Genomic DNA, 22,889 nt, shown 5'->3' on the forward strand with positions numbered 1-22,889 from the left:
GAGGGCCCGGCCGGGACGTTTCATTTCGGGCCACGTCCGCCCCCCATGGTGCGGTCGTCCGACGTGAGTCATCTGGGGTGCCGCCGGGGGGGCACAAGGAAGGCCACAACGCAATGAGCGACGCGCGAGTTCTTCACTTCTTCGGCGGCAAGGGCGGGGTCGGCAAGACCACGCTCGCGGCAGCGTACGCGGTGAGGCTCTCCGAAGAAGCGCCCAAGCACCGGGTGCTGGTCGTCTCGTTGGATCCGGTCCAGTCCCTGTCGGACCTCGTGAAGAAGAAGCTGCCGGCGAAGCCCACCAAGCTCCAGGCGGGCAAGGGCGAGGGCGGCCTCTTCGGCGCGGAGCTGAACCCGCCCGCGCTGCTCAAGCCGTTCCTGGCGGACTACCTGCCGGCGCTGGCGAAGGCGGCGGTGAAGGGGACGCACCTGTCGGAAGAGGAGCTGGGCAAGCTCTACCAGCAGGCGGTGCCGGGGCTGGAGGAGCTGGTGGCGCTCTTCCACGTGGTGGACCTGCTGGAGTCGGGTGACTACGACCGCATCGTGGTGGACACGGCGCCCACCAGCCACACGCTGCGCCTGTTCGACATGCCGGCGCAGTTGCGCAAGTTCCTGGGCTTCGTGAAGGCGGGCCAGGACCGCGCCGCCCCGGCCCCCAGCGGCAAGGGCAAGAAGGCGGCGGCCGCCGCGGCGGCGGAGGGCTCGGGCGGCTTCCTGGAGCAGGTGGGCCAGAAGGCGGAGAAGCTGCTGGCGCTCCTGAAGGATCCGGCGCGCACGGCCTTCCACCTGGTGGCGCTGGCGGAGCCGGTGCCGGAGGCGCAGACGCGCATGTACTTCACCCAGCTTCGCGAGCGCGGGCTGCCGGTGACGGAGGTGGTGGTCAACCAGGTGGAGGACCACGAGGGTTGCCCCGCGTGCCAGGGCCGCCGGGGTCTGCAGGCGCCGCACGTGCGCAAGTACCAGGCGCTGGACAAGACCGTGCCCGTGAACCTGCTGGGCCGCCGCGAGGTGGCGCCCCGGGGGCTGGACGGGCTGAAGGAGTTCGCCAAGGAGTGGGCGGCGGGCAAGGAGACCAAGGCGCTGGAGTTCAGCGCGGCCGAAGGGCCTCCGGCGCTGGTGCGCGCCCCGTCCATGCCTCCCATCGCGGCGCCTCCGCTGCCGCCCACGCGGCTCATCTTCTTCGTGGGGCAGGGCGGGGTGGGCAAGTCCTCCTGCGCGGCCGCCGCGGCGGTGACGCTGACGGAGAAGGAGGGGCCGGTGCTCCTCATCTCCACGGACCCCGCGCACTCCCTGTCGGACGTGCTCCAGAGCCGGCTCACCGACACCGAGACCCAGGTGAAGGGCACCAAGGGCCTGTACGCGCGCGAGCTGGACATGGCGGGCTGGTTCAACGCCCTGCGCAAGCGGCTGAAGGAGAAGGCGGAGAAGGCCTTCGAGGGCGCGCCCAAGGCGGGCAACGACGTGCCGGCGGACCTGCTCTACCTGCGCAACCTGCTGGAGTGCGCGCCCCCGGGCATCGACGAGCTGGCGGCCATGTCCGTGCTGACGGACGCGCTGGTGCAGGAGCGCTTCAAGCGCATCGTGGTGGACTCGTCGCCGCAGGTGACCAACGTCCGCGTGGTGGAGCTGGCGGATACAGCAAAGACGTGGCTGGGCGCGCTGCACGGCATCCTCAACAAGCACCGCGCCAAGGGCCTGGGCGAGCTGGCGGATGACTTCGCCGCGATGCTCAAGCACGTGAAGCGCTTCGAGGACGCGCTGGCGTCCCCCAGCGAGTCGCGCTTCGTGGTCGTCACGCGCGGCGAGGACCTGGCGTCGTCCCGCACGGAGCGGCTGGTGGAGTACCTCAAGGAGAAGAAGCTCCAGGTGGAGCGGGTGCTCGTCAACCGCGTGGGCCCCAAGTCCACCTGCGAGAAGTGCGAGAACCGCCGCAAGCTGGAGCTGAACGCGGCCAAGGCCATGGAGAAGAAGATCGGCCTGCCCGTGACGATGGCGCCCGCGCTGGGCCGTCACCCCGCGGGGCTGCGCGAGCTGAAGGCGTTCCGCACCGCCTGGTACGCGCTGTCCGCGCCGCCGGCGAAGATCAAGGCGGCCTGAGCCTTCCGCCGCGCCGGGCTCCTTCAGTGGGGGCCCGGCAGGAGCAGGGACAGGGGCAGCCGGTGGGGATCCGCCCGGCGCACCTGGCCCAGCAGGTCCACGGCGGTCGCCTCCAGTGAGCGCACCGCCGGGGCCTCAGGCACCTCCAGGTGCTGGTGGAGCACCCAGCCCGGCCCCAGCAGCATCAGCGCCACCGCCGGCACGATGCACAGGGTCACCACCAGGCTGGCGCCGCCCGCCGTGCCCAGCACGCGCAGCACCGGCGACGCCTGGATGCGCGGGCGCTGCAGGGCCGCGAGGATGCGCGCGAAGAGAGCGCCGCCCACGAGCCCCAGCACCGTGGCCAGCCCCCAGCTCAGCCCGCCCACCGGGGTGCCCAGCACCGGCTCCAGCAGCGGAGGCGCCAGGGCTCCCAGCACGAAGGCGAGGATGACGGGCGCGACCGCGACGATGGCGACCAGCCCCCAGTGTCTGGCGTTGAGTCGGTGCACGGCTTCCCCCCTCGGCTTGCGGCAGGAAGGTGGGCACCGGCAGGCAGGCGCGCCAGGGCGCTGTCCCGTGGACGCGGGTAGGCGTGCACCGGGCGTCACTTCACGGCGCCCACCTCAGGCGTCGCACTCCGAGGGGCTGTCGGTGAAGGCGCCCAGGGGCTCCGGGAAGGTGAGGGCGCCCGTGGTGCTGAGCGTGCCGGTGACGGGCGCGGCGTTGGGGAGCTTCACCTCCACCGTGCGGCCCCGGACGGTGTACGTGCCCGGGGTCCGGGACTCGCGGGGCGCGCCGGAGTCGCCCACCTCCCGCCTCCAGAGCTCCACGCGGCCCCCGCCCTGGAACTGCAGGGCCCGGATGGTGCCGTAGACGCCCACGCCGGGGCCGTACCAGGACACCGCCCGGAGGAGGGCCGGCACGTCGGCCTCCTTTTCGGGCGTGCGGCCCAGCAGCTTCTGCCAGCCGAGTGTGTCCCGGATGACGTCCAGGTCCCGGTCCTCCTTCGCCCGCTGGAGGCGGCGCGCGTCCAGGCGCACGGCGGTGGCCAGCTCCTCCATGATGGCGTCGCGGTGGGCGCTGTACTCGCACACCTTGCCCTGCTTGCGCAGGACGCCCAGGGTGGCGGCGGCGTTGTAGTGGGCCAGGGCGTAGTCCGGGGTGGCCCGGGCAGCGGCCTGGAACTTCTCCAGGGCCTCTGGATAGCGGCCGGACTGGTACAGCCGGAACCCCTGCGTGTTGAGGGCCCGGCCGGGAGGGGGCGCGGCCGGGGCGGCGGACAGTGTCAGGGCCAGCAGGGACAGGGCGAGGACCATGTTGCTCCAGACGGGCGGTCTCCCCGGACATTCCAGGGGGTGCGTAACCGCTTGCGCGTTGATTGGCCTGAACCCTGGTGCTAGTTCGGCGCCATGGCAACCGGCATTGGCTACGCGCTCGACTTCGAGCGCCCGCTCATCGAGCTGGAGAAGAAGATCGAGGAGCTGAAGGCCCTCTCCACCAGCGGCACCGTGGATTTCTCCTCTGAAATCTCCAAGCTGGAGAAGAAGGCGAAGAAGCTCCAGACGGAGATCTTCAGCGACCTGACCCGCTGGCAGGTGGTGCAGTTGTCGCGCCACAGCGCGCGCCCGTACTTCCTGGACTACGTCCACCACCTCTTCACGGACTTCTTCGAGATGTGCGGCGACCGGCACTTCGGAGAGGACCCGTCCATCGTCGGCGGCTTCGCGCGCTTCGACGGCAAGACGGTGATGCTCATCGGGCACCAGAAGGGGCGCAACACCAAGGAGAACATGGCGCGCAACTTCGGCATGCCGCGCCCGGAGGGCTACCGCAAGGCGCGCCGGCTGATGGAGCTGGCCGAGCGGATGGAGAAGCCCATCCTCACCTTCGTGGACACGCCGGGCGCGTACCCGGGCATCGGCGCGGAGGAGCGCGGTCAGGCGGAGGCCATCGCCATCAACCTGGAGGTCATGAGCCGGCTGCGCGTGCCCATCATCTCCACCGTGGTGGGCGAGGGCGGCTCCGGCGGCGCGCTGGCCATCGGCGTGGGCAACCGCGTGCTGATGTTCCAGAACAGCGTCTACTCCGTCATCTCCCCGGAGGGCTGCGCCTCCATCCTCTTCCGCGACGCGACCAAGGCGGACAAGGCCGCGGACGCGATGCGCCCCACGGCGCAGGACCTGCTGGAGATGAAGATCATCGACGAGGTGATTCCGGAGCCCCCGGGCGGCGCGCACCGCGACCCGGCCAAGGCGGCGGAGGCGCTGGGCAAGACGCTGCGCAAGCACCTGGGCCAGTTGGCGGAGCTGTCGCCGGACGCGCTGGTGCGCGACCGCTACGACAAGTTCCGCGCGCTCGGCATGTTCTCCGGCAAGTAGAGGGTTCCCACCGCATGCGACCGCTCGTCCCTCCCTACGTCGAGACGCTCAAGGCCTACGTCCCGGGCAAGCCCATCGAGGAGACGGAGCGGGAGTACGGCCTCAAGGGCGTCATCAAGCTGGCCTCCAACGAGAACCCGCTGGGCCCGTCGCCCCGCGCGGTGGAGGCCATGCGCAACGCCGCGGCCCAGGTGAACCTCTACCCGGACGCCACCAGCTTCCACCTGGTGCGCAAGCTCGCCGCGCACCTGGGCGTGAAGCCGGAGGAGGTCGTGCTGGGCAGCGGCTCCAACGAGCTCATCGAGCTGTTGATGCGCACGTTCACGACGCCCGAGGAGGAGATCCTCCTGTGCAAGGGCTCGTTCCCCGCGTACCGCATCTCCGCGCAGGCGCACGGCCGCGCGTTCGTGGAGGTGCCCATGCGCGAGGGCTTCCGCTACGACCTGGAGGCCATGGCCCGCGCCGTCACGCCGCGCACGCGCATGGTGTTCCTGGCCAACCCGGACAACCCCACGGGCACCACGTTCGGGCGCAAGGACCTGGAGGCGTTCCTGGCGGCGGTGCCGAAGGACGTGCTCGTGGTCCACGACGAGGCCTACGCGGAGTTCGTCGACTGGCCCGACTACGCGAGCGCCGTGGAGCTGTTCCACGCGCACCCGAACCTGGTGGGGCTGCGCACCTTCAGCAAGATCCACGGGCTGGCCGGCATCCGTCTGGGCTCGGCGGTGATGGACGCGAAGCTCGCGGGCTACGTGCACCGCACGCGCATGCCGTTCAACCTGACGACGGTGGCGCAGGCGGCGGGCATGGCCGCGCTGGAGGACACGGAGCACGTGCAGCGCACGCGGGAGAACAACCGCGAGGGCCTGCGCTTCTACGCGGAGGAGCTGCCGAAGCTGGGGCTCACGCTGACGGACAGCCATGCGAACTTCGTCTTCGTGGACTGCCACCGTCCGTCCGGCGAGGTGTACGAGCAGCTCCTGCGCCGGGGCGTCATCGTGCGGCCCATGGCGGGCAACGGCCACCCGAACTGCCTGCGCATCTCCGTGGGCACGCCCCAGGAGAACGCGCGCTGCGTGGCCGCGCTGAAGGAGGTCCTGTCATGAGCGCGCGTCCGTTCATCGTCGCCATCGACGGGCCGGCCGGGGCGGGCAAGTCCTCCGTGTCCAAGCTGCTCGCGCGGCGGCTGGGCTTCGCGCTGGTGGACACCGGCGCCATCTACCGCTGCGTGGCGCTGATGGCCTCGCGCGAGGGCATCGCGTTCGACGACGACGCGAAGCTGGGCGAGCTGCTCGGGCGCGTGCGCATCCACTTCCAGGTGGTGGGCGAGGAGAACCACGTCTTCCTGGGCGGCGAGGACGTGTCGTCGGAGATCCGCACGCCGCCCATCTCCATGGGGGCGTCGCAGGTGTCCGGGCGGCCGGTGGTGCGCGCGGGGCTGCTCGCGCTCCAGCGGCGGCTGGCGCTGGAGGCGGCGTCGGGCGCCATCCTGGAGGGCCGTGACATCGGCACGGTGGTGTTCCCGGACGCGGACGTGAAGTTCTTCCTCCAGGCGAACCCGGAGGTGCGCGCGCGCCGCCGCTTCGAGGAGCTGTTCCAGAAGGGCGTGGACAGCAGCCTGGAGGGCGTCCTCCAGGATCAGACGCGCCGCGACGCCGCGGACTCCGGCCGCGAGGTGGCGCCGCTGAAGCCCGCCGAGGACGCGGTGCACGTGGACTCCAGCAGCATGCCGCTGTCGGAGGTCGTGCAGTCGCTGGAGCAGGAGATCGAGCGCCGCCGGGCCGTGCGCGGCGCCTGAGCCGTCAGAAGCTGACGCCGTCCGTGCTGGGGGCGGGCACCGTCAGGGCCAGCCGGGCCTGGGGGCCGTCCTTCTCGTAGAAGCGGTGGTAGAGGTACAGGTCCGCCACCACCTGCTTCACGTAGCCGCGCGTCTCCCGGTACGGGATGGACTCCACGAACAGGTCCAGGGGCATGCCGCCGCGCTCCTGCGTCCAGCGCACCGCCGCCTTGGGGCCCGCGTTGTAGGCCGCCGCCGCGAGCGCGGGGTGCGCGAAGCGCTTCATCAGTTGCGCCAGGTACCACGCGCCGTAGCGGATGTTGCGCTCCGGGGCGAACAGGTCCGCGGGCGCGGGCGCGGGCTCCGCCATCTTCTGGGCGATCTCCGTCGCGGTGGGCGGGATGATCTGCATGAGGCCGCGCGCGTCCGCCGCGCTCATGACCTCCGGCCGGAAGGCGCTCTCCCGCCGCATGATGGCCCACACGAGGAACGGATCCAGCGCCTGCCGCGTGGCCTCCGTCTCCACCGCCTGGGCGAACGCGCGAGGGTAGAACGCGGCCAGCGCGTCCGGCGCCTTCGCCCCGAAGGCCCGGCCCCACAGGTAGCGCGCCGCCACGACGTGCGCGTGGCCGAACTCGCCAAGCTGCAGGAGCGCGTGCGCGAACGGCAGCGCCTGGTCCGGGCCGCGCAGGCCCGACACGCGCGACTGCACCTCGTCCGCCGCGTCGCGGAAGAGGCCCGCGCGCGTCAGCGCCACCGCCAGCTCCAGCTCCGGCGGGCGGGGGAGGGTGAGCTGCTTCGGAGGCTGCGGGAAGGCCGCGGGCGGCGTGCGTCCCAGCTCGTGCAGCCGCTCCGTGGCGAGCAGCGCGTAGAACGACGCGGGCGCCGCGCTGATGACGGCCTCATACGCGGGCCCCACCGTCGCCGGCTTGCCGCCGCCCAGCTCCTCCGTGCGCGCCATCCAGTAGCGCGCCTGCGGCGCCAGGCTCGTCTTCGGATAGGCCGTCACCAGGTCGTCCAGCGCCTGGCGCGCCTTCGCGTGCTGCTCCAGCCGGATGTGCGAGAGGGCGCGGAACCACATCGCCTCATCGCGGCGGCGCGAGCCCTTGTAGCGCTTCTCGTAGTCCGCGAAGGACTTCGCCGCGTCCTCGAAGCGGCCGCCCTGCAGGTCCAGCCACGCGGCGAAGAACGCGCCCTCCTCGCCGGCCGCCTGGGAGGGATAGGCCTTGTCCAGCGCCGCCATCAGCTTGCGGGCCTTCTCGTTGTCATCCGAGCGCAGCGCCCGGCGCGCCACCACCAGCGCGGCCTCCGCGGCGATGGCCGGCGGCCCCTTGCGCGCCACCGCGAGCGCCTTCTCCGCCTCCTCGCGCTTGCCTCGCGCGAAGAGCACCTGCGCGCGCAGGAGCGCCACCTGCGCCTGGGCGGGGGCGCCCTTCACCAGCCCCCGCTTCTCCGCCGTGACGAGCTCCGCCTCGGCCCGCGCCGCGTCGTCGGAGAGGAAGCCCCGGGCGCGCTGGAGGTGTTCGGGCAGGGTGAGCTTCACCGCGGGCTTCAGCGCGGCCAGTTGCTCCAGCGCCTCGTCCGCGTAGGGGTGGGTGGGGAAGCGCAGCGCCACGGTCTTCAGGTCCGCCCGCTGGCCCGCCGCGTTGCCGGTGGCCGCGCGCGCCTGGGCGCGCTGGAAGAGCAGCTCCGGGGTGGGCTGCGCCGCCGCCGCGGACTCCAGCACCGGGGCCGCGTCCCTGGGCCGGTGTGCGTCCAGGAGCGACTCCCCCAGGCGGGCGCGGGCGCGCACGGCCAGGGCGGGGGAGGCCTTCTCCAGGGCCCGCTCGAAGTCCTTCGCCGCGCCGTTGGGGTCCCCCGCGTAGAAGCGCGCCTGGCCCAGGTAGAAGGCGTGGAAGGCCTCCAGGGGCGCGGGGGGCGCGTGGCGGGTGAGCAGGTCCCGGGCCTGGGCGGCGTCCCCGTCCGAAAGGACCAGGGTGCCGGCGAGCAGGCCCAGGCGGCCCGCGTCCGGGCACTTCGCCTGCTCACAGGCGGTGAGCTCCGCCCGGGCGAGCGCCGCCGCGTCGGACCGGTGCAGGCGGACGGCCTCCAGCGTCGCCGGGGACTGCCCCAGCGCCACCCCCGTCACCCATCCCGCCACCCAGCCGGTCCAACTCATGGATTTCTTCCTTTCACTTCGCGGCCTTGCGGCTTCGGAACGAGAGGTTTGCAGTCGACATTCCCCACCAGGTGGGCGGGGGTCGGTTTGACAGTCGGCCCGACAAGTCCTAGATCCCGCCGCCGCGGGCTCGTCCCGCGGGGTTGTCGACCCGTTGCGCTCTCCGGAGGGAATCCTTACGTTGCGCCGCTGTTGAGCGCTACTCCGGACCGATGTGTGTCAGTCAGACCTGTCGTCGGTAGCACTGCTCGTTCACAGACCTCGGGGGGGGAAACAGCTCATAGGGGAGGCTCCATGAAGCCGTGTCCGTCCGATCTGCCGCAGACCATCAATCCCGAAGCCGGCCCGAAGCGGGCAGGCGTCGAGACGCATCGCAACCTGAACTGCAACCACTACGACAACTGCCTCGATGAGGCCGTGCGTCGCGGCTGGCAGTCGTTCACGTGCATGAAGTGCCCGATGTACGCCAACCTCGCGCCTCCGCAGATGGGGCTGGAGGCGTACGCCACGCAGCGCCGGCCTGTCTAACCGGGACGTCTGACATGGGGCCGGTCCACCGGCCCCGCGCGAGCTTGCAACCGGTCACGCCCGAAACACCGGACGTGGCCGGCGTCCGCGTCGGCGTTTCTCCGCGGAGCCGGTGCCTCCCCTTCAGGGGACCGCGGCGTAGATGACGGCCACCCAGTACTGGCCCTGGCCGAAGCGCTTGGAGTTGCCCCGCACCAGCCCTACGCCCACCCGGGTGTAGGTGGCGGTGGCCAGGCTGCGCGACTCCGGGACGGCACCCGGGTCTCCCACGACGAAGAAGTCCACCGAAGCGGTGCCCGCGTCCGGCAGCGCGGAGAACACCCGCTCGTGCAGCGGGGACGGGTCTCCGTCTCCCGCCGAGGGCTCGTCCTGCGACAGCGCGCGGCGGGCGTGACCTCGCGCCAACTGCTCCAGGGCCTCGCTGCGCACCAGGGGCGGCAGCTTGAGCGCGGCGCGGTGCCGGGCCAGGGCGTCATAGACGTCCGACACGGGGTCCACCGGGAGCGCCGCGCCGGGCGAGGCCGCGGTGTACACCTCCGTGACGATGGCCTGGTCGCGGCCGTCCACCTTCTGGAACGCCACGCCCACGCCCATGAAGCGGAACGCGGGGTCCAGCAGGTTCTTGCGGTGGCCGGGGCTGTGCTCGATGCCGAAGTGCGCCGCGAGCGGGCCCGCCGCCAGCCCCAGGTTCTCCCCGGCGCGCACGTAGCGCGTGCCCTCCGGGAGGCGGCGCGTGAGCGTGGAGCCGTCCGGCGCGATGTGCGCGAAGAAGCCCTCCGTCGCCATGCGCGTGCTGTAGCGCAGCGCCACGTCCTCCAGCGTGAAGTCCGGCGTGAGCTCCGGGAGCTGGTGCGCGCGGCGCAGGGTGTTGATTCGCTCGTAGAGGGCGGCGCGGGCCTCGGCCAGCGTGGTGGGTTCTTGCTGGGACTCCTGTCCGCCGCGCGCGGCGCGGGCCCCCACCTGCACCAGGAACAGCGACGCCACCTCCGGCCCCGCGTTCCCCTGGCCCACCACCTCCACGGTGTAGCCGCCGGGCAGGTCGAAGCCCACCAGGGCGCAGAAGCCGTTGGTGCCGGAGGGCGCGCGGCTCAGGGCCACGGCCTCCACCTCTCCGTCCGGCCGGGTGACGAAGACCTGTGGGGCGCGCAGCGGCGGCACGAGCCGGCCGCACACGCGCTTCTCCGTCCCGGCCTTCGCGAGCGTCCGGGGCACGGGGAGCACCTCCGCCTTGCGGTCCGCGACGAGCAGCACCAGCGCGGCGCGCTCGCCCAGGAAGGCCACGCCCACGCCGAAGTGGCTCACGCGCTCGTCGTTGAAGTCCGTGCGGGCCAGGAACGTCTCGATGGCGTGCGCGCGCACCCAGGCGCGGATGACCAGCACCTTGGGGGACGGATCCGCGGCGCCCGAGTCGCTGACCGCCTCCGTCAACGTGCGCAGGTCCGGGGCGCCGGTGGTGAACTCGCTCAGGGCCTCGCGCGCGAGCCTCCGGGCCGCGGCCTCCAGCGCCTTGTCGCTGGTGGGGGCGCGGCGGCCCACGCGCTCGAACTCGCGCAGCACGTGCAGCCGGGCCCGGGCCTCGTGGGCCTGGGGCGTCTCCTCTGGCACGCGGGGCGGAGACTCCTGGCCCTCCGGGGCGGGGAGGGAGACGGAGGCCACCGCCGGGGCCGGCGGCGCGGCGGAGGCGGGGAGGACGGCCGCGCCCGCGAGCAGCAGGCCCCAGAGCGCGCCCCTCATCGCGACTCCAGTTGGAAGACGAGCGCCTTCACGGTGCCGGCGCCCAGCTTCTCGTTGAACCGCTCGCGCAGGGAGTCGGCCTGGCGGGAGAGGACCTGGGCCCACTCGGCGCTCTCCACGGTGACGATCAGCGTGGTGCCGTCCAACTGGTGCGGCCGGCTGTGGCGCGCGATGTTCTCTCCCACCGCGGCGGTCCACAGCGGCATCAGCGACGACGCGCGGCCCGACTCTCCCGCCAGGCGCGTCAGCACCCGGGGCAGCAGGCTCTCCAAGGTCTTCGGTTCACCGCGCGCCATCGTCCGGTGATTCTGGAACCCCTGGCGACGGAAGCCAACCGACACTTGCCTGCCCGTCCGTCCGATTTTCCCGGGCCCCCGGTTCCGCCCGGCATCCGGACGTTCAGCGCGCGCCGGTCCGGTGTCATCGGCGGGTGCGTCGCGGCCCATCCCCCTGTAAGGTCGGGGCAAGGCCGGTCCCCCTCGGAGTTCCCATGCGTTCCATCCCCCACCCGGTCCGGTCCCCCGGCCTCGTGCTCGCATGCCTGCTGGCGTGCGCCATGGGCTGCGCGATGTCCGACATGGATGCGCCGTTCATCCAGGGGGGCAGGGCGGACGCTTTCTGCACGGTGGATCAGGACTGCGGGGACCCGGCGCTCTTCTTCTGCAACACCGCCCTGTCGCGCTGCGAGCCCGCGTGCCGGACGGACCTCGACTGTTCGGAGCAGCGCCGAGGGGAGCTGAACGCCATCGCAGGCTGTGAGTCGCAGGCGCTGGGCTGCCGCTGTGATGCCCGCCGCTGCGTCCCCGCCCTCTGCACCGGAGACGCTGACTGCGAGGACGGGGAGCTGTGCCGCGACGGCGCCTGTGGAGCGCCCCCTGCGGAGTCCCGCGTCGCGGCCTGCCACGTGGTGCCCGAGCGCGTCATCGCGCCCGTGGGCGCCGCCCTGCGCTTCGAGGCCTGGGTGTCCGATGTCGCGGGCCAGCCTGTCGTCCCGCGCGACGGGCTCACCTGGGCCGCCGTGTCGGCGCGCGTGAAGGGCGGAGGCACCGGCGCCGGGGCCACGTTCACGCTGGAGGCGGCGGGCGCGGAGGAGGAGGCGGTGGAGGCCCGGGTGGGCTCCGTCGCGTGCCGTGCGCGCGTCACCGTGCTGCCGCCGCACACGGCCTCGGGGCAGGTGCGGGTGGTGGTGACGGACGCGCTCACGGGGTACCCCGTCCAGGGGGCCTCGGTGGTGGTGGCGGACGCGCTGGGCGGCGAGACGGCGCGCGAGTCCACGGACGCGCTGGGCGTGGCCGTGCTGGCGGCCCGGAGCGACTCGACGGTGTCCGTCTTCCACCCGGACTTCGGCTACCTCACCGTGGCGAACTACGACGTGAACGGCACGCGGGACCTCCGGCTGCCGCTGCGCCGCAACCCGGCGGACCGCGTGGGCGGGGTGCGCGCCCGGTTCACCCACCTGGCGCCCGTGGGGACCGGCGGCGCGCTGGCCCTGGGCCTGGCGGGGCTGTCCGTGCCGGGGCTCCTGTCGGATTCGGCCTCCGCCCAGGTGCAGGGGCCGGACCGGAGCGTGGACCTGTCGCTTGGCGGGGTGACGCGCCCGTTCCAGGTGCCCGCCAACGTCTGGGTGAACGGGCTGGGCGTCCTTCCGCTGGAGTCCGTGGAGGTGCCGGGCATCCCGGGCGTGTGCGACGCGGCGCTCGCGGACGGGACGGATCCGGAGACGGCCACCCGCACCGGGACCTGTGGCACGCGCACCGCCTGGGCCCTCACCGCGCAGGTGCCGTCCGGCGAGCTGCCGGCGGGGATGATGGATCCGGGCACGGATCCGCTGCTGCTCCTGGCGCGCGCGCTGCCGCAGTCGGGGCGGTTCTCCTCCGCCGTCCATCGCGACGTGCGCTTCCCCCTGTACGCGCCCATCGAAGGGCGGCTTCCGCCCGCCGGGCCGCTGACGTCGCTGGACTTCCAGCAGGTGCCGCTGGCCTTCCCGTTCGTGGTGCGCGTCCCGCCGCTTCCGCGCTTCCGCGACAGCTACCTGGCGCGCGCGCTGGTGGTGGGCTCGGTGACCGCGCCCGGACAGGGCACCGTGCCGCTGGGCCTGGGCGCCGCCGTCAACGCCAACCCGGTGGATCCGAACACGGACACGCAGCCCCTGCTGTCCTCGCCGGGCCTCGTGCGCGTGCGCATGGCGCCGGCCCATCACGGCCTGGAGGGACAGGCGTACCGGCTGGTCGCGGTCGCGTCGTCCGGAGCGCTGGGCGGCGAGGAGCCCGTGGGCCGGGCCACCAGCGCGGTGACGGCCCCGCTGGACGCGCCCCGCTTCGATCCGGAGGGACTCCAGCCGGTGCCGCTCGCGGACGCGTTCCTCGGCATCCCGGAGGGCGCCCGCTACAACCCGGACGTGTTGCCATGGCATGGCCTGCTGCCGCGCGAGTGGCGCATGGACGCCTCCGTGTCAGGCGCGACGCTCGTGCGCGCGACCTTCACCAACGCCGCGGGCCGGCGCTGGACGGTCTGGGTGGACAGCCGCCGCTCCGTCACCGGCGTGCGCCTGCCCGTGCCTCCCGCGGGCCTGGAGGACCGCACCTTCCAGGGCGACACGGAGGGCTCGCGCGCGTCGCTGGCGGTGGAGGCGCTGACGGTGGCGCCGTCCGAGGGCCGCTCGCAGACCCTCTCCTCGCTGGCGGAGTCCGGGGGCCTTTCGCCCGAGCCGCTCGTCCGGTCGGTGCGCGCCGTGTCCACGCTGAACTACGGCCGGCCCCAGGTGACGTGGCTGGCGCCGTCCGAGGGGGCGACCGTGGCTCGCGGCGCGACCCTGCGCCTGCGGGTGGACGGCTTCCAGGTGGGCGCGAATCCCGCCAACGGCGACGAGGGCGGCGTGCTGATCACGCTGAGCGGCGGCGGCGTGGAGTGTTTCCTCGCGCAGGCCCGGATCGACGTGGCCTCGCGCTCGGGCGAGGTGTCCTTCGCCCTGCCCACCTCCTGCTCCGGAGCGGAGGTGACGGTGGTGGCGTCCCTGGTGGATACGCTGGGGTTGCCGCTGAGACCCGCCGTCAGCGCCGCGCGCACGGTGCGGGTGCCCTGACGTGCTGGGGTGTCAGTGCGTCTACGACCTGGCGGGGTACCCGCGCCGGCCGTGAATTCGCTTTCGCGAATTGCGCGGTGATACGTTTGGCGGCGTCATGGGCCAGAAGGAGACGGTCGTCACCGTCATCTCGAAGATCTCCGAGCGCCCCGTCAACCTGGACGCGGCGCTGGTGGTCATCTACGGCCTGGACCTGGGGCGCAAGTACGACCTGGCGCGTCAGGAGACGCTGATCGGCCGGTCGTCCAAGGCGGACATCCAGATTGATCAGGAGGCGGTGAGCCGCAACCACGCGCGCATCACCAACACCACCAAGGGCGTGCGCATCGAGGACCTGGGGTCCACCAACGGCACGTTCGTCAACGACGACATCGCGTCGTCGGCGCGGTCGCTGCAGAACGGCGACCTGGTGAAGATTGGCCGCACCATCTTCAAGTTCATCGCGGGCGGCAACATCGAGGCGGCGTACCACGACGAGATCTACCGGCTGACCACCATGGACGGCCTCACGCAGATCTACAACCGCCGCTACTTCGACGAGCAGTTGGACCGCGAGGTCTCCCGCAGCCGCCGCTACGAGCGCGTGCTGTCGCTGGTGATGTTCGACCTGGATCACTTCAAGGACGTGAACGACACCTACGGGCACCTGGCCGGGGACTCGGTGCTCAAGCAGTTGGCGTCCACGGTGCGCACGCGCATCCGGCGCGAGGACGTCTTCGCCCGCTACGGCGGCGAGGAGTTCGCGCTGCTCCTGCCGGAGATCCACCTGACCGGCGCCCGCCAGCTCGCGGAGAAGGTGCGCAAGCTGGTGGAGCGGCAGCGCTTCGAGTTCGACAAGCAGGTCATTCCCGTCACGCTGTCCATGGGCGTGGCCACGCTGGAGCCACACCACCGCGAGCCCGCGGAGCTGGTGCGCACGGCGGACGAGCACCTCTTCACGGCGAAGAGCCAGGGGCGCAACCGCATCTGCGGCTGACGCCCCCGGGGACCCCTCCCGCCGGGCCCTCAGCCCGTGAAGACGGAGCGGCGCTCGCGCAGCAGGGCCTGGAGCATGCGCTGGATGGACTCGCGGGTGCGCTCGGTGAGCCGCTGCACCTCGCCCAGGTCGTCCGCGGCCTCCGGGGCCAGGCCCTCCATGGTGAGGGGCTCGCCGAAGCGGATGGTCCACTTGGCGGGCAGCGGGCCGGGCGCGGTGAGCGGCAGCGACGGGAACCCGAGGAAGCCACCGGGGATGCGACCCAGCAGCGGGGACGTCTCCTCCGCGCCCACGATGGCCACCGGGACGATGGGCGCGCCGGTGCGCAGGGCCAGCTTCACGAAGCCGCCCCGGCCGAAGCGCTTGAGGCGGTAGCGCTCCGCGAACGGCTTGCTCGCGCCCTGGTAGCCCTCCGGGAAGACGACGAGCGGCCGGTGCTCGTCGAGCAGCCGCAGCGCGTTCTCCGGCGAGGCGCGCACGGCGCCCAGGCGGTTGAAGAGGGTGCCCAGCATGGGCGCGTGGAAGACCTGATCCTCCACCAGCCAGCGGGCCTCGAGCAGATCCGGGCGCTCCCGCAGCAGCGCCTGCGCCATCACGAGGCCGTCGTAGGGCAGGGCGCCGGAGTGGTTGGCGACGAGGATGGAGGCGCCGCGCGGCACCTGATCCACGCCCTCCACGGAGACGCGCCAGTACTGCTCGTAGAGGAAGTCGAGCACGGGCTGGAGGCTCTCCACCAGCCCCGCGTCCTTGCCGTAGTCGTCCAGCCGGCTGCCGCCGCCGGTGCCCAGGCTGGTGCGCATGGCCTCCATCAGGCCGTGCATGGCGCCCACGGCGCGGCCCAGGCCTTCGCTCGCGAGCGCCTGGCCGGCGATCTCCTTCGCCAGCGAGAACATGCCCGCGGCGCGGCCCGCGAAGCCTGACGGCGCGGCCGGCTCCTCCGGACGGCCGAAGCCCCGCGCGTCCCGCTCCGCTTCGTCCGGGAGCGGCGCCTCGCCGGGGTCGCTCACGAGCGACAGGGGCCGGCGGCTGGGCGGCAGCTCGTCGTGGGACTCGTCGGGCAGCTCCACCTCCGGCTCCACGTCCGTGGGGGCCGCGCCCTCGATGATGGAGACGGAGATGTGCACGCCGTCCTCCTCGACGCGCTCGACGCCGGTGACCCGGTCGTCCTCGTCCGGTTCCTCCGGCGCGGCCATGCCCTCCGGGTCGCGGCGCCAGGCGTCGGCGGTCCAGACCTCCTCGAGCTCCTCGGGCGGCGGCGCGTCCTTCGGGTCGCGGCGCCAGGCGTCGGCGGTCCAGACCTCGTCGGCGCCTTCGTCCTCGTCCAGGCCCCGCGCCTCGCCGGGCCGGTCCTCGGCGGAGGCCAGGGTGCGCTCCTCGGGGCTGGCGGCGTTGCGATCCATCACCTCGTCCACGGCGACGCCCGCGGTGGCCTCGGCCACCTGGGTGGCGATGGCGGTGGCGACCTCGCGCTCGCCAGCGTCACCGTTGCCCAGGTCCAGCACCTGCCGCACGGCGGACTCGGCCACCTCTGCGACGAGCTCCGTCGCGAGGACGCGCTCGATGTCGCGGTCCGGCCCCGTGCGGCCCTCGAACAGCTCATCCACGGCCGTCTTCGCCGCGGTCTCCGCCGCCTCCGAGGCGATGGCCTCCGTCAGGGCGCGGTCCACCGTGCGCTCCTGGGGCCGCGAGCCGCCCACCTCGTCCGCGAGCACCTGGGGCCGCGACGCACGGGGCCCGGCGGCGGGGCCGGGCACGGAGGGCTCGCGCAGGGGCGACACGTCCTCGCCCGCGGGGTGCTGGCCCGAGGCGTGCGCGTCCTCTTCGTGCCTCGCGCCGCCGCGTTCGTGGGAGCGGGCCTCGAACTTGTGGACCTTGGCCGCGGGCGTCTTCGGCGTGGCGGGGCCCTGCTTCGCCTCCGCGGCCTTGCCACCCTTTGGCGCCTTCGCCTGGGCGCCGGACTTCGACGCGCCGCCCCTGGCGCTCTTCGCCTTGCCCGCTGACTTCGCGCCCTTCGCCGCCGCGGACTTCTTCGCGGCCTTCGGGTGGGCCGCGTCGTCCTTCACCTCGCCCGTGCGAGGCGCGGCGCCCCGCTGGAAGGGATCATTCCCGAGGACACCCTTGGTCATGACTGGCTCCTTCTGAGCGCCGAGGCGGCGTCCCTGACATGGTGGAGGGGCACGAACCCCAGCGCGGACTCGGCGCGCTCCCCGTCCGCGACCCAGGAGTAATGCATGTAGTCGAGCAGGGCCACCGGCAACGTGCCCGCTCCCACCACCCCGAGCGCGCGAAGTGCTCCACGAAACAACGGCCCCGGCAGGGGGAGCGGTTGCGCGCCCGCCTGCCGGATGAGCCCGGACAGGGGCAGCACCCCGCGCCCCACGATGTTGAACTCTCCCGCCGCCTCCGCCCGCAGGGCCAGGTGCAGCGCCCGGCCCGCGTCCTCCTCGTGGATGGCCTGCCAGAGCGGGTCGAATCCCAGGAGCGTGGGCACCACCGCGTGCGACAGCAACCGCGTCGCCGGATTGTCCAGGCTCGGGCCGAGCAGGGGAGCGAAGCGCAACACCAGCGTGCGGGTGTCCGGGTTGCGCTCGCGGAACGCCCGCACCTGGCCCTCCACCTCCACCTTGTCGTTCACGAAGCGGCTGTGCGGGCAGCCGAACAGCGGCGAGCCCTCGCGCAGGAGCGCCGGGTTGTTGCCCCTGGCGCCGTACGTCACCGTCAGCGACGGCACCACCAGCCGGGGCAGCCGGGCGCGGCCCACCGCCGTCAGCACGTTCATGGTGCCGATGACCTCCAGCTCGTGCGCCAGCGGGCCGTTGAGGATGGGCCCGAAGAGGAACGCCAGGTGGAAGAGGGCGTCCACGGGGCGCTCGGTGAGCGCGTCCGTCAGCTCCGCTTCCGCGTCGTAGCGGGTGAGGTCCACGCGGTGGAACTCCACCTTGCTGATGGGCGGGGGCTCCTTCGTGTCCAGCACGAGGATGCTCTCCACGCCGGGGTCCGCCTCCAGCCTCGGCAGCAACAGCCTGCCGTAGTCGCCACTGGCGCCTGTCACCGCGATTCGCATCGGGCCCTTGCCTGCTCGGATCACTTCCATTCGCAGGGGCGGGTGTTAGCCCAGCCGTCCAGGAATGTCAGCCGAGCGCGCCCGTGATGTTCTGGACAACGTCATCCAGGTGGCGGAGGGTGGCTGATCGCCATGTCCCGAATCGCGCGCCTGAGCGACGTGCTCATCAACAAGATCGCCGCCGGCGAGGTGGTGGAGCGCCCCGCCTCCGTGGTGAAGGAGCTGTGCGAGAACTCGCTCGACGCCGGCGCCCGCACCGTGCGCGTGGAGCTGGAGGCGGGCGGGGTGGGGCGCATCACCATCTCCGACGACGGCCACGGCATGAGCCGCGAGGACGCCACGCTCTGCCTGGAGCGCCACGCCACCAGCAAGCTGCGCGAGCTGGACGACCTCTTCCACATCGACTCCATGGGGTTCCGGGGCGAGGCCATCCCCGCCATCGCCTCCGTGTCCCGCTTCACGCTGCACACCGCGGAGCCGGACGCGCACGAGGGCACGAAGGTCACGGTGGAGGGCGGTGGCCCGCCCACGGTGGAGGACGCGCCGCCCCGCGTGGGCACGGTCATCACCGTGGAGGACCTGTTCTTCAACGTGCCCGCGCGCCGCAAGTTCATGCGCCAGGGTGCCACCGAGCTCAAGCACTGCGAGGAGGCCGTGGTGCGCCTGGCGCTCGCGCACCCGGAGGTCGGCTTCTTCGCCTCGCACGAGGGCAACGAGCTCTTCTCCAGCCCCGCCAGCGAGCATGATCCGCGCGAGCGCATCGCCGCGGCCCTGGGCCCCGCGTCCTTCCCGCACCTGTTCCCGGTGGAGGAGCGCCGGCTGGGCGTCGTCGTCACGGGCTACCTCGCGTCGCCGGAGTACACGCTGCCCAACGCGCGCGGCCTCTACACCTTCGTCAACCGCCGCTACATCCGCGACCGCGGCCTCATCAGCACCGTGCAGCGCGCGTTCCAGGACTACCTGCCCGCGGGCCGCCAGCCGGTGGTGGTGCTGCACATCGACGTGGAGCCCGCCGCGGTGGACGTCAACGTGCACCCGCAGAAGATGGAGGTGCGCTTCGCGGACGCGCGCGGCGTGCAGGACGCGATCAGCGCCGCCCTCTCGCGCGTGCTGCGCGCGGCCCCGTGGCTGGGCTCGCCGGAGGAGCAGGCCGCGAACCCGCAGCCCCGGGACGCCGCGCACTACGCGCACGCCGTGGAGCGCTTCCTCACCCGCGCGCAGGAGGCCACCTGGGGCGCGCCGCTGCCCACCGCGATGGACGCACCGGGGGGCTCCACGCCCGCGCGCCCGCTGACGCCGTCCTACTTCGCGCCCAACGGCGGAGCGCAGGGCGGCGCGTTCCCCGGTCCGTTCCAGGCGCCCCAGGTGCCGGGCCGGTCGCTCGGGTTCGGCGAGGCGCAGCCGCAGCTCAACGAGGCGCCGCCCCCGGGCTACTTCGCGGCGCTGCGCCCCATGGGCCTGCTGGGCAGCCGCTTCCATGTCTGTGAGGGCCCCGGCGGCACGCTGGTGGTGCTGGATCCGCACGCCGCGCTGGAGCGCGCGCGCCTCACCGCGTACCTGCGCCGGCTGGAGGACGACGCGAAGGCGCCGCCGCCGTCGCTGTTCGGCACCACGGTGGACCTGTCCCTGGCGGCGGTGAAGGCGCTGGTGGACGGCCGCGAGGCGCTGCTCAAGCTGGGCGTGGACGTGGAGCCCTTCGGCGGCACGGCGCTCGCGCTCAAGTCGGTGCCGGCGGGCCTGGAGGGCGTGGACCCGCGCGCGCTCCTGGAGGCCCTGTCACGCGCGTTGCCTCCGCGCAGCGCTCCGCTGGACGTGACGAGCCTGGCGGAGGCCGTGCGCGTGATGGCCTGTCACGCCGCGCGCCGCGCGTCCTCCTCGCCGCTCACGGACGCGCAGTTGCGCGCGCTGCTGGGCGAGTTGGATCGCGCGGACTTCACCCCCTCGTGCACGCACGGCACGGTGGTGGTGCTGGAGATGCCGCTCCTGGAGCTGGAGCGGCGCGCCCGCTGACGGCTCAGGCCTTGGCCTTCGCCTCGACCTGCGCGCGCAGCTCCTCTTCCTTCGCGCGATGCTCGCCCGTGGGGTCGCTGGGCGCGAAGTCCTCCGCGGAGTACACCTGGCGCACCTCCACCTGTCCGTCCTTGAAGGGGACGCGGCGGGCCCAGGCGATGGCCTCCTCGCGCGACTTCACCTCGATGATCCAGAAGCCGGCGACCAGCTCCTTCGTCTCCGCGAAGGGGCCGTCCGTCACCGTGGAGCCCGTGGCGGAGAACGTCACGCGCGACCCCTTGGAGCTGGGGTACAGCCCTTCCCCCGCGAGCAGGATGCCGGCCTTCACCAGCTCCTCGTTGTACTTGCCCATCTCGCCCAGCTCCTCCGAAGAGGGGAGGCGGCCGGTCTCGCTCTCGTTGCTGGCCTTGACGATCATCATGAAGCGCATGGGGAGTTCTCCTGGAACGTCGGGTTCGAAATGGCGACGAATGGTAGGGCGCGGAATCGACACGGCGGAGGACGGTCCGGAAAATTGACGCGGCGGGGTCCCCGGCTACGGTGTGCGACACGCCTGTAGCACCGGGCCGCGAGCGCCCGTGCCGGCAGAAAGCCCCGGGATCCGCGCCTTGATGCTCCGCCGTCTGCCGCTCGTCTTCGCCCTCGCCGTCGCGCCCGCCCTCGCCCTCGCCCAGGATGACGGCGACTGGGGCGCGGAGCGGGCCCCCACCGACCTGGATGGCGTGGGCCGCATCACCGTGCAGGCCGGCTACCGGCTCACCTCCAACGGCACGCTCCAGGACGCCTGGTATGGCGCCAAGGGACCGGGGGCCGGCCTGGAGCGCGCGCCGGAGTCCTCCGGGGGCCCGCTGGGCGTGGCCTCGTTCGCCTACGCGGTGTCGGACCTGGTGGAGGTGGGCATCGATCTGTTCGGCACCGCTCAGAACCTGCGCCTGTCCGAGCCCGGGGCCGACGGCACCGTCTTCCGCAAGGTCAGCACCGTGTCCTACGGCGCGCTGCTGGGCCTGCGCTTCCAGGGCGTGCTCGACGTGGGGCCGCAGGGACTGGTGCCCTTCGCGGGCGTGCTCACCGGGCCCGCGGTCATCTCCTCGACGCGCGAGGGCTCGTCCCTCAAGGAGCAGGTCTCACAGGCCTGGGTGGGCTCGCTCGGCGCCACGCTCCGCCTGTCCGCGGAGTGGGGCATCACCGCCGAGTACCGCTTCATGTTCCTGCGCGGCCCCGTGGAGTCCCCGAACGCGGAGGCGTGGCGCGGGCCCTTCAGCTTCAGTCACGGAGGCAGTTGGTTCGCGCTCGGACTGACGTATACGTTCCCGCCGAATCCATCCCGTCCCATGGCCTCGTTCTAGAGGTCTGGAAAAGTTCCAACACCAGGGCAGGCGAGCGCGCGCGGAGCAGGGACTTCGGGGAATGGTGGCCACCAAGGGCCCTGTTGGGGAGCGGAAAAAGAACCCGCCCCTCATCCCGGAGAGTCCCCTAGCATGCGTGAGTCGGCCGAAGTCATTTCCGGTCCCAGGAAGATGTCCATGCCCTCTGAACAACCGAAGACCGACGTCGAGAAGGAACTCTCCGAGCTCCGTCGCGAGGTCATCGAGTCGCGCAACCTCGTCATCAAGACGGACAACCTGCTGAAGAACCTCCACGCGGAGGTGAAGGCGGTGGGCAAGCGCCACGAGGACTTCCAGAAGCGGCAGTGGATCTCCTCGGCGGTGGCCTACGCGCTCTTCGCGGTGCTGGCGGTCGGTGGCGCGGTGCTGGTGAACGGCGCTCGCAGCTCCAGCAACACCAACGAGCGGGAGCGGCTGGAGAAGCAGGTCGCGGACCTGTCCTCGCAGTTGGAGAAGCAGCGCGCGGACACCACGGCGCACCTGACGGCCCAGCGCGCCGCGAACGAAGTCTACAAGATGATGACCACGCTGCCGGGCGACGAGCGGCTCAAGGGCATCGACGCGCTGGTGAAGCTGGACACGCAGAAGCTGTCCTCGCTGGAGCGCCAGGCGCTGAACGACCGCGCCGCCATCCTGCGCCGCGAGACGGGCGACGCCGCCCTGGAGCGCGGGAAGATCGCCTTCCGCAAGAACGAGATGCCCGCCGTGGTGGAGAACCTGTCGCGCTTCCTGGCCATGAACCCGCAGGAGGCCGACGCGCTGGACGCGTCCTTCTTCCTGGGCACCGCCTACAACCAGCTCCGTCAGCACGACAAGGCCGTGCCGCTGCTGGCCCGCTTCGTGGAAGGCGACAGGAAGTCCAAGACGCGTGACTACGCCATGCTGCTGCTGGCCCAGTCGTACCAGGAGACGGGCGCGTTCGATAAGGCGGCGGACACGGTGCGCGACGCGCTGGCCACGTACCCGGCCACCCAGTACCTGTCGCAGTTCCGCGGCCGGCTGAGCTCCGCCAAGCGCGCCGCCGCCGGTGGTGACGCCGCCGCGGTGCCCGCCGCCGCTCCGGCCGCCGCGCCCCAGGCCGCTCCGGCCGTGGGCACCCCCGGCCAGTAGTCCCCGCCGTTGGCGTCCTCCCGGAGGGTTCGCCTTCCGGACGGTGCGCAAGGGAAGCATTGCCACCCGGGGTCCAGGGTCGTAAGACCTGGACCCCGTGTCCGCTCCCGACTCGCAGAAAGACCCCCGCTTCCGCCGCTACCGTGGCGCCGCGTACGCGGTCCACATCACGCTGGCCTCGCTGGTCTCGCTGTGGCTGATCTGGAACGTGGGGCACTCCGTCGCGGCGATGACGCCCTCCAGGCCCCCGCCGGTGACGCCGCCGCTCACCGTGCGCGAGTGCCTGGACGCCGCGACCGCGCACTGGAAGGACCTGGAGTCCGAGCGCGAGAAGCTGGTGCACGTCCTCCCCGCCCGCAAGGTCGACCAGGAGTGGATGCGCTTCCGCACGGACTGGCTGACGCGCGTGCGCAAGTCCGAGTCCGAGTGCGCCCTGGAGTCGCGGGATCCGGCGCGCGTGGAGCTGCGCTCGGTGTACCGCCACCTCACGCGGGTGCAGGACCTCTACACCATCCACGCGGTGCAGTACGCGGGCGAGGTGGGCGGCGCGGTGGACGCGCTGCACGCCGCCTTCGACACCGCGCGCCGCAAGGACAGCGGCCGGTAGACGCG

The 22,889-nt window shown here is 72.8% G+C and carries 19 protein-coding genes; 11 read left to right on the forward strand and 8 right to left on the reverse strand.

Translation table 11 applies throughout. The features are described 5' to 3' along the window. Positions 1-113: 113 nt before the first annotated feature. Positions 114-2,093 (forward strand): ArsA family ATPase, encoded by a 1,980-nt coding sequence (locus K8612_RS06685; protein ID WP_223761642.1) that lies wholly within the window; start codon positions 114-116, stop codon positions 2,091-2,093. A gap of 23 nt (positions 2,094-2,116) precedes the next feature. Here the strand turns inward: K8612_RS06685 and K8612_RS06690 are convergent, their stop codons facing one another. Beyond that, a complete protein-coding gene (locus K8612_RS06690; protein WP_223761643.1) occupies positions 2,117-2,584 on the reverse strand; it encodes a hypothetical protein in 468 nt (155 codons plus the stop codon). A 114-nt stretch (positions 2,585-2,698) separates the two neighbouring features. Next, positions 2,699-3,391 carry a tetratricopeptide repeat protein gene (locus tag K8612_RS06695; RefSeq protein ID WP_223761644.1) on the reverse strand — a complete coding sequence of 231 codons (693 nt, stop codon included), beginning with the start codon at positions 3,389-3,391 and terminating at the stop codon, positions 2,699-2,701. Positions 3,392-3,484: 93 nt separating this feature from the next. On the opposite strand from K8612_RS06695, the gene K8612_RS06700 reads away from it, so the two are divergent. From K8612_RS06700 to cmk, 3 genes are read left to right on the forward strand one after another with little or no spacing between them, the layout of a single operon-like run. After that, positions 3,485-4,453: an acetyl-CoA carboxylase carboxyltransferase subunit alpha gene (locus tag K8612_RS06700; RefSeq protein WP_223761645.1), complete on the forward strand. Its 969-nt coding sequence runs from the start codon at positions 3,485-3,487 to the stop codon at positions 4,451-4,453. Positions 4,454-4,467: 14 nt separating this feature from the next. Beyond that, positions 4,468-5,559, forward strand: coding sequence for a histidinol-phosphate transaminase (hisC, locus tag K8612_RS06705; protein ID WP_223761646.1), 1,092 nt, complete (start codon positions 4,468-4,470; stop codon positions 5,557-5,559). Then, complete coding sequence (gene cmk / locus K8612_RS06710) at positions 5,556-6,251, forward strand: (d)CMP kinase (protein WP_223761647.1); 696 nt, start codon at positions 5,556-5,558, stop codon at positions 6,249-6,251. The genes hisC and cmk overlap by 4 nt, the downstream gene beginning before the upstream one ends. Positions 6,252-6,255: 4 nt before the next feature. On the opposite strand, the gene K8612_RS06715 is transcribed toward cmk, so the two are convergent. Continuing rightward, positions 6,256-8,388, reverse strand: a complete 2,133-nt coding sequence (locus tag K8612_RS06715) for a transglycosylase SLT domain-containing protein (protein WP_223761648.1) — start codon at positions 8,386-8,388, stop codon at positions 6,256-6,258. 294 nt (positions 8,389-8,682) lie between these two features. Between K8612_RS06715 and K8612_RS06720 the strand changes: the two genes are divergently transcribed. After that, positions 8,683-8,916, forward strand: a complete 234-nt coding sequence (locus K8612_RS06720) for a hypothetical protein (protein WP_014396719.1) — start codon at positions 8,683-8,685, stop codon at positions 8,914-8,916. 123 nt (positions 8,917-9,039) lie between these two features. Here K8612_RS06720 and K8612_RS06725 read toward each other — a convergent pair whose 3' ends face one another. Together K8612_RS06725 and K8612_RS06730 are read right to left on the reverse strand one after the other, a co-directional pair. Then, positions 9,040-10,650: a CAP domain-containing protein gene (locus K8612_RS06725; protein ID WP_223761649.1), complete on the reverse strand. Its 1,611-nt coding sequence runs from the start codon at positions 10,648-10,650 to the stop codon at positions 9,040-9,042. Then, on the reverse strand, positions 10,647-10,946 hold the full coding sequence (locus K8612_RS06730; RefSeq protein ID WP_223740262.1) for a DciA family protein: 300 nt from the start codon (positions 10,944-10,946) through the stop codon (positions 10,647-10,649). Before K8612_RS06730 ends, K8612_RS06725 begins: the two co-directional genes overlap by 4 nt. A 194-nt stretch (positions 10,947-11,140) precedes the next feature. Between K8612_RS06730 and K8612_RS06735 the strand changes: the two genes are divergently transcribed. Together K8612_RS06735 and K8612_RS06740 are read left to right on the forward strand one after the other, a co-directional pair. Beyond that, positions 11,141-13,732, forward strand: coding sequence for a carboxypeptidase regulatory-like domain-containing protein (locus K8612_RS06735; RefSeq protein WP_223761650.1), 2,592 nt, complete (start codon positions 11,141-11,143; stop codon positions 13,730-13,732). A gap of 97 nt (positions 13,733-13,829) precedes the next feature. After that, on the forward strand, positions 13,830-14,708 hold the full coding sequence (locus tag K8612_RS06740; protein ID WP_223740260.1) for a GGDEF domain-containing protein: 879 nt from the start codon (positions 13,830-13,832) through the stop codon (positions 14,706-14,708). Between the two features lie 29 nt (positions 14,709-14,737). On the opposite strand, the gene K8612_RS06745 is transcribed toward K8612_RS06740, so the two are convergent. Together K8612_RS06745 and K8612_RS06750 are read right to left on the reverse strand one after the other, a co-directional pair. Further along, positions 14,738-16,834, reverse strand: a complete 2,097-nt coding sequence (locus tag K8612_RS06745; RefSeq protein ID WP_223761651.1) for a 1-acyl-sn-glycerol-3-phosphate acyltransferase — start codon at positions 16,832-16,834, stop codon at positions 14,738-14,740. Then, positions 16,831-17,802, reverse strand: a complete 972-nt coding sequence (locus K8612_RS06750) for an SDR family oxidoreductase (RefSeq protein WP_223761652.1) — start codon at positions 17,800-17,802, stop codon at positions 16,831-16,833. Before K8612_RS06750 ends, K8612_RS06745 begins: the two co-directional genes overlap by 4 nt. 102 nt (positions 17,803-17,904) lie before the next feature. Here K8612_RS06750 and mutL point away from each other — a divergent pair, with 102 nt between their 5' ends. Beyond that, the gene (mutL, locus tag K8612_RS06755) at positions 17,905-19,782 is read left to right on the forward strand and encodes a DNA mismatch repair endonuclease MutL (RefSeq protein WP_223761653.1); all 1,878 of its coding nucleotides are present in this window, start codon (positions 17,905-17,907) and stop codon (positions 19,780-19,782) included. A 4-nt stretch (positions 19,783-19,786) separates the two neighbouring features. Here the strand turns inward: mutL and K8612_RS06760 are convergent, their stop codons facing one another. Beyond that, complete coding sequence (locus tag K8612_RS06760) at positions 19,787-20,212, reverse strand: YciI family protein (protein WP_223761654.1); 426 nt, start codon at positions 20,210-20,212, stop codon at positions 19,787-19,789. Positions 20,213-20,393: 181 nt separating this feature from the next. Between K8612_RS06760 and K8612_RS06765 the strand changes: the two genes are divergently transcribed. From K8612_RS06765 to K8612_RS06775, 3 genes are all read left to right on the forward strand, one after another. Next, positions 20,394-21,128, forward strand: coding sequence for a hypothetical protein (locus K8612_RS06765; protein ID WP_223761688.1), 735 nt, complete (start codon positions 20,394-20,396; stop codon positions 21,126-21,128). Between the two features lie 132 nt (positions 21,129-21,260). Then, positions 21,261-22,277: a tetratricopeptide repeat protein gene (locus K8612_RS06770; RefSeq protein WP_223740255.1), complete on the forward strand. Its 1,017-nt coding sequence runs from the start codon at positions 21,261-21,263 to the stop codon at positions 22,275-22,277. Between the two features lie 97 nt (positions 22,278-22,374). Beyond that, a complete protein-coding gene (locus K8612_RS06775) occupies positions 22,375-22,884 on the forward strand; it encodes a hypothetical protein (RefSeq protein WP_223740254.1) in 510 nt (169 codons plus the stop codon). The last annotated feature ends 5 nt before the right edge of the window (positions 22,885-22,889 follow it).

Source organism: Corallococcus sp. AS-1-6 (assembly GCF_020037015.1).
GTDB lineage: Bacteria > Myxococcota > Myxococcia > Myxococcales > Myxococcaceae > Corallococcus.

What these genes read in the sequence shown, in the direction of transcription:
- K8612_RS06685 (WP_223761642.1), top strand. Translation starts at nt 114, where the DNA reads ATGAGCGACGCGCGAGTTCTTCACTTCTTCGGCGGCAAGGGCGGGGTC.
- K8612_RS06695 (WP_223761644.1), bottom strand. Translation starts at nt 3,391, where the DNA reads ATGGTCCTCGCCCTGTCCCTGCTGGCCCTGACACTGTCCGCCGCCCCG.
- K8612_RS06700 (WP_223761645.1), top strand. Translation starts at nt 3,485, where the DNA reads ATGGCAACCGGCATTGGCTACGCGCTCGACTTCGAGCGCCCGCTCATC.
- hisC (WP_223761646.1), top strand. Translation starts at nt 4,468, where the DNA reads ATGCGACCGCTCGTCCCTCCCTACGTCGAGACGCTCAAGGCCTACGTC.
- cmk (WP_223761647.1), top strand. Translation starts at nt 5,556, where the DNA reads ATGAGCGCGCGTCCGTTCATCGTCGCCATCGACGGGCCGGCCGGGGCG.
- K8612_RS06715 (WP_223761648.1), bottom strand. Translation starts at nt 8,388, where the DNA reads ATGAGTTGGACCGGCTGGGTGGCGGGATGGGTGACGGGGGTGGCGCTG.
- K8612_RS06720 (WP_014396719.1), top strand. Translation starts at nt 8,683, where the DNA reads ATGAAGCCGTGTCCGTCCGATCTGCCGCAGACCATCAATCCCGAAGCC.
- K8612_RS06725 (WP_223761649.1), bottom strand. Translation starts at nt 10,650, where the DNA reads ATGAGGGGCGCGCTCTGGGGCCTGCTGCTCGCGGGCGCGGCCGTCCTC.
- K8612_RS06730 (WP_223740262.1), bottom strand. Translation starts at nt 10,946, where the DNA reads ATGGCGCGCGGTGAACCGAAGACCTTGGAGAGCCTGCTGCCCCGGGTG.
- K8612_RS06735 (WP_223761650.1), top strand. Translation starts at nt 11,141, where the DNA reads ATGCGTTCCATCCCCCACCCGGTCCGGTCCCCCGGCCTCGTGCTCGCA.
- K8612_RS06740 (WP_223740260.1), top strand. Translation starts at nt 13,830, where the DNA reads ATGGGCCAGAAGGAGACGGTCGTCACCGTCATCTCGAAGATCTCCGAG.
- K8612_RS06745 (WP_223761651.1), bottom strand. Translation starts at nt 16,834, where the DNA reads ATGACCAAGGGTGTCCTCGGGAATGATCCCTTCCAGCGGGGCGCCGCG.
- K8612_RS06750 (WP_223761652.1), bottom strand. Translation starts at nt 17,802, where the DNA reads ATGGAAGTGATCCGAGCAGGCAAGGGCCCGATGCGAATCGCGGTGACA.
- mutL (WP_223761653.1), top strand. Translation starts at nt 17,905, where the DNA reads ATGTCCCGAATCGCGCGCCTGAGCGACGTGCTCATCAACAAGATCGCC.
- K8612_RS06760 (WP_223761654.1), bottom strand. Translation starts at nt 20,212, where the DNA reads ATGCGCTTCATGATGATCGTCAAGGCCAGCAACGAGAGCGAGACCGGC.
- K8612_RS06765 (WP_223761688.1), top strand. Translation starts at nt 20,394, where the DNA reads ATGCTCCGCCGTCTGCCGCTCGTCTTCGCCCTCGCCGTCGCGCCCGCC.
- K8612_RS06770 (WP_223740255.1), top strand. Translation starts at nt 21,261, where the DNA reads ATGCGTGAGTCGGCCGAAGTCATTTCCGGTCCCAGGAAGATGTCCATG.